General features: G+C 53.0%; 6 protein-coding genes. All 6 read right to left on the minus strand.

The window, feature by feature from the left end; translation table 11 throughout:
* Nucleotides 1-4 precede the first annotated feature (4 nt).
* The 6 genes from J4D97_RS20905 to J4D97_RS20930 all read right to left on the minus strand — a co-directional run bounded on the left by J4D97_RS20905 (nucleotide 5) and on the right by J4D97_RS20930 (nucleotide 7,311).
* Entirely contained in the window at nucleotides 5-2,521 is a 2,517-nt protein-coding gene (locus tag J4D97_RS20905) for a DUF4099 domain-containing protein (RefSeq protein WP_208309267.1), read from the minus strand.
* A 132-nt stretch (nucleotides 2,522-2,653) separates the two neighbouring features.
* The gene (locus tag J4D97_RS20910) at nucleotides 2,654-3,028 is read right to left on the minus strand and encodes a hypothetical protein (protein WP_208309268.1); all 375 of its coding nucleotides are present in this window, start codon (nucleotides 3,026-3,028) and stop codon (nucleotides 2,654-2,656) included.
* Between the two features lie 5 nt (nucleotides 3,029-3,033).
* Nucleotides 3,034-5,079, minus strand: a complete 2,046-nt coding sequence (gene mobC / locus J4D97_RS20915; RefSeq protein WP_208309269.1) for a conjugal transfer protein MobC — start codon at nucleotides 5,077-5,079, stop codon at nucleotides 3,034-3,036.
* A 46-nt stretch (nucleotides 5,080-5,125) separates the two neighbouring features.
* Nucleotides 5,126-6,451 (minus strand): relaxase/mobilization nuclease domain-containing protein, encoded by a 1,326-nt coding sequence (locus tag J4D97_RS20920; RefSeq protein WP_208309270.1) that lies wholly within the window; start codon nucleotides 6,449-6,451, stop codon nucleotides 5,126-5,128.
* Nucleotides 6,452-6,453: 2 nt separating this feature from the next.
* A complete protein-coding gene (locus J4D97_RS20925) occupies nucleotides 6,454-6,786 on the minus strand; it encodes a plasmid mobilization protein (protein WP_208309271.1) in 333 nt (110 codons plus the stop codon).
* A 189-nt stretch (nucleotides 6,787-6,975) separates the two neighbouring features.
* Entirely contained in the window at nucleotides 6,976-7,311 is a 336-nt protein-coding gene (locus J4D97_RS20930) for a ParA family protein (protein ID WP_208309272.1), read from the minus strand.
* Nucleotides 7,312-7,438 lie beyond the last annotated feature (127 nt).

A 7,438-nucleotide genomic window follows, 5' to 3' on the forward strand; every position in this document is an offset into this window, starting at 1 on the left:
CTGGTTAACCTATTTTGAGGGCGGACTTGGGGGCCGCTACTACCATTTCTTCTTTCTGCTTTACGGCGTATGGCTCCGCTTTAGAGAAGGTAATCGACCGCTTAACTGGGTCGAGTTGAGCCGTGGCGCTAATCATGTCGGCTTCCCCGCGCTTCAAGCCTTCCAGGCGGGTTGGCTCTCCAGAGAAGAGGCGGCGCTGCTGCGCCGCGTTCAGGTCAAGTCCCATAATTTGCTTCACGGGCATAACATTTTCCTCTCGCACCGTAACAACGGTTTTCATTTCTTTATCCACGGCAATCCATCCTTTGAACGGCTCGCCCTGCGCATCCTTCAACGTGGCCAGGGGCACTACGCCCCGTTGCTCTAGTTGCTCTTTCATCGCTGGGGTAATGTCGTTGCCAAGTATCTGTTTGGGAATCTCCAACTGGTGCTTGGGCGTCTCAACCCGTAGATCGACTACGCCCTTCTCATCGCGTACGAGCTGAAGGCGGGCCGTGAAAGGCACACTTTCCCCGGCTGCGTTATTGGTCGAGAAAGTAGGCAGTAGTTCGGTCTTTCGGCCGTCGAGCAGGGCTTGCATCTGCCCTGACTTCACCAGATCATCTTGCTTCATTCCCAGCGCGGCCAAAGCCGCAAATGGAACATCGTCGCTGGTAAATGATTTCCCCTGCATCTTGCTTGGCTGCTGAGTGGGCGTCACCTGTTGCGCGGGCGCTTCTTGCTGCGCGGGCGCTACCTGCTGGGCCTGCGCTTCGGGCTTCAGCGCTGGACGGAATACGTTACCCGCTGTATCAGTCAATTCGAGCTGGCCCTTCTTCGCTACTTCCCAGCCTTCCGCAGTCTGTTTCATCTGGCCGGGCTCCGCTAAACCTACCTTGGCAATTTTGTGCCCACTGGTTGGCATCTCGTAGTCAAAGAACTTCTCCAGTGACTTCATGCCGTCGCCAATCAAACGCGCCTGGTTCAACTGGGGGTTTACCCCGAAACGACCATCAGCCGTGATGCCTATATTTAATACGTCCATGGGGTTACTAACCGTCTTGCGGTTTTCAATGACGCCGGTATCGGGCGTCGGGGCGTACTGCGTGAACTGAAGGGCCGGAGCTGATTTCTCAGTGGCATTCTGTGCCAAGGAAGCCGCGGGCGTTTGCTCGGGAGTCTGAGTCGGTTTGCTGCTGGCCGGCGAATCGAGTTTTGCGGCGGTGGCTGCTGGCTGCTGGGTTTCAGCAGTTACTTTGGCATCTGTCACTGCCTGGGCTACTACGCCGCGAGCTGCCTCCCCGGAAGCAACCGATGTTTTCACTTCCTGCCCGCTGGAATCACGGGTTTGCACGCTAGTCCCATCGGCTGGGGTGCCGGTTGAAATCTTCGCTTCGGTAGCTACGGTAGCATCAGGTTTTGCCTGGGTAGGGTTTACCGTCTGCCCAGCCGCGCCAGGTAGCTCCGGGCCTTCTTTGGCCTTAGACTCCAAGGTAACTTTCTGTCCCTCCTGCTTCTCGGGCATGTGGGCCTGCTGCGCGAAGTTCGCCGCAAAATTGCTGAGGAACGGAGTCACTAAGCCATCCTGTACGCGCACGTCCAAGATCCCCGCTCCTTCAAGTTTTTTGGAAGCGTTACGCAGGTTTTTGGCCTGCTCCATGTTTTTCAGGTTCGGATCTTGGTCAATCACGTTCCAGATGTTGTCGAGCACGTCTTTCAGCGTACCGGGCTTGTGGCCTTCCGTTGGCTGGGCAATGCGTTGCTGCTGCTGCTGGCCCCCCCCAATATATTTTGCGGCGGCTTCAAGCTGCTTGGCCTCATCTTCCTTGCCACTCTTGCGTAAGGCGTCCGCTACCGGCTGCGCATTCCTAACAAATTCTTCCCGTTCCTCGCTCATCTGCGGCTTGGGCGCGGCGGGCGCTACTTTCTTTTGCTCCCCGGCCGGAGCAATGATCTTGCTGGCTTCCTCCAGCTGCTGGGCCTCCGTGTCTTTGCCCGCCTTTCGTAGCGCGTCGGCTACCGGCTGGGCATTGGCATTGAAGTCAACTCGCGCTTGCTGGGTTTGCGAGTCGTTTTTCTGAGCGGGCGTTTCTTCCTGCGCTTTGGGCTTTACGCCATCGGTAGGGGTTTGCTGTTCCATAGTGATAATGGGGTTTTTAGATTGGTGGTTAATTCTGTTTGACTTTTCGTAAGGTGTCGGCTCCTGCATGATGGCGCCCTGCTCTTGCAACTTGGCCAGCACGGGACTGCCGGCTAGCGCCGGCACCGTCCCGGCAACTTGTACTGCCTCTTGAAAGTGAAGCACCTTATCCCCTATTAGGCGTGAATCTGGCTTGTGCATGTCGAGTGCTACACCGTACAACAGCTGTGCTGCACGTTCCTGGCCTTCCTTTTTCAACACGACTTCCACTTGTTTGAGCGACGAACGAAAGCCCTCCCGGACTTGCTTGCGCTCAGTATTAGCTCTGATAAGAGCCCATTCTTCCTCGCTCCGAGGGGGGCGTTTTCCGGCGCTTTCCGGCGTCTTTTGTTGCTCAGCCATAGTGTAGGGGATAGGGTAGAAAAAAGGAAAGCCCTCTTGCGGAGGGCTTCCTTAACAAATATAATAAATTACTAACGTCTGTATGACTAAATAATTAAGATATTTGCTTAAAATTATTTAGTCACAGTAAAACTAGGGGGTCAGCTTCACTACAACTTTGTCAATCTCGGTTTCTAACAGCTCTGTCAAAGAAGACTTTAGCGTTTGTAGTGCGGCAATTGAACCTTGCGTGTCAATATCTTTGGTGTTTTCATTAATAAAGAGCTTTCCTACCTGCTCATTATCCTCCATTAGAATCCAGTTAAGATTATAGCCTTGGTTCAGGTAAAAGATGAGCATGGTAAGAAACCCATCAATGCTGCCGGCCCCGCTTTGCTCCAATCGTGCTACTTGGTTGGTAGTTAAGCCTGTTTTGCTGGCTACTTTACTCTGCGTCCACGGTTCATCGCCTTTCAACTCGTCGCGCAGCATGGCAAAGCGCTTACCAATCGTTATTCGTAGCATCATCTTGATTACTTTTTGGGCTTCTGAGGTTTGATTAAGTGCGCCAAACTAGGAGTAGATTTTATTCTTTCTATCTCGTCCTCGATAATAGTCCGAATATCATCTTTAATTCGACCATAGTTTTCCCGCAGAATGTCCTCGGTGCAATCTTCTCCGGTTTCCCGATCAACAAAGTAGCGTACCTCTCCGGTGTTGAAATCCTTGTAGGTTTTGATCCCTGGTATGTCCGTGTAGCTGGCTTCCTCCTGCTTTATTTTCGCCATGTCTACCATGATTTCCGCATGAAAGACCTTCTGGGGTACTTTTTCATCGAAATTGTCCGCTACCGCCCCAACAAACGTGCCCTGCGTCAGACCGGAAATCTTGCTGGCCGGAATCATCATATCGAGCTGGGTGGAAATGCTGCTGCTCGTGTCGCGGCTGTTGATGCTCAGGCTCTGACGCTTTTGCAGAATCTTCCCGAAACGCTTGCTTAGCATTTCGGCACTGTCGCCCGTTACCTGGCCCGAAATCACCGTGCCAAACAGTTCCTGCAACGTAGTGGACTCAGCCTTGCCGTACTGCTGATCGAGTTGTGCCTTGGTCTGAATGCCAAGGCAGGTGGAAACCTTGTTACTACGCGCCGTGGCAATCAGGTCCTCCAGGCCCTTAAAGTAGATGGTCGGCAACTCATCGACAATCACCGATGATTTGAGCTTACCTTTGCGGTTGATGAGCTTGATGATGCGGGCGTTGTAAAGTCCCAGCGCCGCCCCGTAAATGCCCTTCCGGTCCGGGTTGTTGGCTACACAGAGCACCTTGGGTTGTTCTGGGTTGTTGAGGTCGAGCGTAAAATCACTGCCACTCATCACCCAATAGAGCGCCGGGGATGCCAGGCGGGCCAAACCAATACGGGCGCTGGCAATCTGTCCTTCCAGCTGATCCATTGCTCCCCCTTCAAAGGCCGATACGAACGGCTTAGCGTAATTCTCCAACTCGTCATACGAAAGCAGAATGGGAAACATCTCTTCATACTCGCGCCCCAAAAACTCGATGACGTGGGGGAAAGTGCAGTACTTGCCCTGCTTGTAGATCTTCAGAAACCAGATGATGGCCGCCACGAAGTTGATTGGGGACTCAACGAAGAAATCACCCTGCTTTTCGATCCACTTCCGGTTCAGGTTCAACATAATGGTGGTAGCCGATTCGGTGGCATCGGCTATATCCGTCATCATGGCCGGCATGAGCGGGTTGCAACGGTGGCTCTTTTTGGGGTCATCGAAGTTGATGACGTAAAAGTTGACCGGGTTTTTATACTTGTCCTTGTTCTTTTGCAGTTCGTTGTAGGCAATCATGCTCAGGTCAGGGAACTTGTAGTCATACACATACAAGGCAAAGCCTTTGAACAAGTGCTGCTTGATAAACTGATTGATCACCGCGAACGACTTACCCGAGCCGGGCGTACCGTAGACCACCGTAGCCCGAAAAGGATTAACGATGTTCACCCATCCCTTACGCTTCTTGCCCTTTAGAAAGTAAGTGGTTGGCAGGTTGACGGAAAACTCGTTTTCCATCTTGCGTTCTTCCTGGGGGAAGGTTTCATTCTCCGTGTTAAACACGTCATTCATTAGATTGACGCTCAGCAGTCGGCTAATGAAGTTGCCGGCCCGCAACAGGAATAGATAGCCAATGAAAATCGCCAGCATATAAAGCACGGCTATTATCGTCACCCCGTAAGGCAAATCCAGCAGTAGCCCGCTTCCAAAGAAAAACAGTGCCCCAACTCCTACATAAACGCCAATAGGCTTCCACGTTAGGGTTTCGGATGGCTTTCCCTTCGCTCCCATGCACGAAAGCAACAGAAAGAAAACAACCGCTGCTTTCGTTACCCACGGCCCGGCAAACAGTCCGGTTTTCGTGCTGAATTTTACTAGGATACTATCGCTCCAGTGGGCGATAAGGCCGAATGACCCAAAAAACCCATAGCAGTAATAGTACACATGGACTAAAACGAGGGCAATGCTGAGCATCCTCGTGAAGTCCAACATTTTTCGCATTGATCTTTCGTCTTCCATTATCTTCTTAGCATGTAAGGTGGAACATACTGTGAAGATATGATAGTTATAACTTAGGCCGGCGTCGGCGGCGCTGTTTTATTTCGTTTTCGTTATCGCGGGCTTCATCTCCTGCCCCATCATTGCTGGCACCCTGGCCTAGTGCACCGATCAACTCGCCTAGTTCTCCGACCACCGAATCTGGCTGGCTGCCTCTGGCTGGCCCCTGTGTTGCTATGCCTGGCCCTGCGGCATCCTCGGTGGCCCGTGCTGCTGGGGTGCGTTGGGCCGGCTGGGGCTCGTCGGCAAAGTGATCCCGGAGCTGCTTGGCTTTGAATCCTACTTCGGTGCCTTTTACCATTACCTCCCCATACCGGAAAGCGGAGCCAACCAGTATTCCCTTCTCGTCGCGCTTGAACGCGGTAACTATTCCCTGCTCGCGCAATCGGACCGTTAAGGCATCCAGTGTGGTTAATTGCTTATCCTGAAGCGCCGTGGTGAGGCTGCCGTTCACGTATTCGCGGGCTGCCTGTCGGTCAGCATCCGAACTGGTAGGGTGCGCGGCTTTCCGCTGGCCAGGTTGATTGCTGCGGGCCTGCCCGGTGCCTGGCTCGGCCTTCTGGCTGCGCTGGCTGCGGAGCGCTGGCTTTGGTTCCTGGGCAAAGTGGTCGCGGAGTTGCTGCCCTTTGTAGCCTACTTGGGTGCCAGTTACGGCCGTCTGGCCGGCCCGAAAGCTTACGCCGGTAAGGATACCCTGCTCATCGCGCCGGATTTGCGTTTGGATACTCTGCTGCTGAAGGACCTGCTGCAACTGCTCAACGGTGGTAACCTGTTTGTCGCGTAGCGCCGTGGCTAATGCCGCCTGCACCAATTCCCGAGTAGCCTCCTTTTCGGGGCTGTGATCCTTCAGACTTTGCCGGCGTTCGGGCAAGGGAGCCATACCCAGTTTCTCTCGAATCTGCTGCGTCGCCTTCACATTGCGGGCATAGTTTTGATCGCTGCGCAAGGCCGGTCCCCCATCAATCGGAACCCGATTGATATAGATATGCAGGTGAGCATGGGGCTTATCTTTATGCTCGTAAACGGCTACCTGGTGGCGGTCCAACGTGGCTCCGATCAGCTCGCAATAGAGGGCGGCGGCTTGCCGTTTTTGCTCCAATGTAACCTCTTCGCCGGGTGCCCAGGACAGTACCGTATGCCAAACCGGCTTCTGTATTTTCTCGCTTAAGCTCGCTACATCACGCATCTCCCCTGCAATCCCTTTTGGATCTTCGCTGTAGATATTGGCGACACTTACGAGGCTGGCTTGCTTGTTCGTGCGGCCCGAACGTATACCTTGCCCATAGGCAATTGCTCCCTCGAAATCGGCTCCTAAATTGGTCTTAGCTATCATATCTATGACTGGATAAACTTCATAAGTGCCTTGGCAATAAATCCTAGATCAGCACCGCTGGCTGCATTTAACTTACCGGAATTAGCTAGTCGAGTCAACTGATTCAGGTTGTTGGCTACTCCCCCGACGAATCGCCGTAAGTCGGCAGGCATGCGCTCCTTCACTTCAATGCCTAGCGCCGCCCGCCGCACAAACTCGTTTGGTTTGAGCCCCGCTAGCTTTGCTTTCTCGGCAATGAGCTGCTTTTCGGCCTTGCTCAGACGGAACTCGAACCGGGCATCTAGCACCTCTTTGGTGCGCTCTTTCTTCCCTTCGGTATCAGGTGTGGGGTTCATTGGAATAGCAATCGCTGGGGCTATATAACTAGAAAAAGGCGGGGCCTGGGGGGCTACCTCCAGCGAGACATAGGGGAAATAGCTTGCGTCAATTTCCCCTATGTCTTTGTGCGTGCAAACGAAGTTTGTACGTACAAAGACATGGCTTGCTGAACAACGCGTGGGACTAGAAGCTAAGATAGCTAAAAGCTACTTCAACCGACTTATCAGCCGTAATATTTGGTGTGTGTCGAGCTGTTTCTTAATGTAGTTTTCAATAACAGCTACAAATCCTTCTGAGGCCGATACATTGATTTCGTCTCCTTCTAAGGGAATGAAGATGTAATCGAGCTTAGCCCAGATAGCAGGTAGTGCCGGGTTATTCAGGGTACCAGGCATATCAATAAACACTAGATCTACTTTGCCATCGAGTTGCTTCATGTACTGAGCAGCTTCTTCTATGGTACAGTCGAATACCGAGTAGGCAGGGCGATTGAGACTGCTGAAACGCTCCTGTTTCTCAGCATCTTCTTCCAGGTCGGCCAACTCATTTTCTCGCAGCTTGGCAATGCTGCTCTGAGGTTGGTCACAGTCGATTATGGCTACTCCTTCTTTTTCCGTTTTGGTGGCGGCTACGCCCTCTTTGCAGCGCTACGGGCTGCTGGCTACGCTG

This window comes from Hymenobacter defluvii, from assembly GCF_017589435.1.
Lineage (GTDB): Bacteria > Bacteroidota > Bacteroidia > Cytophagales > Hymenobacteraceae > Hymenobacter > Hymenobacter profundi.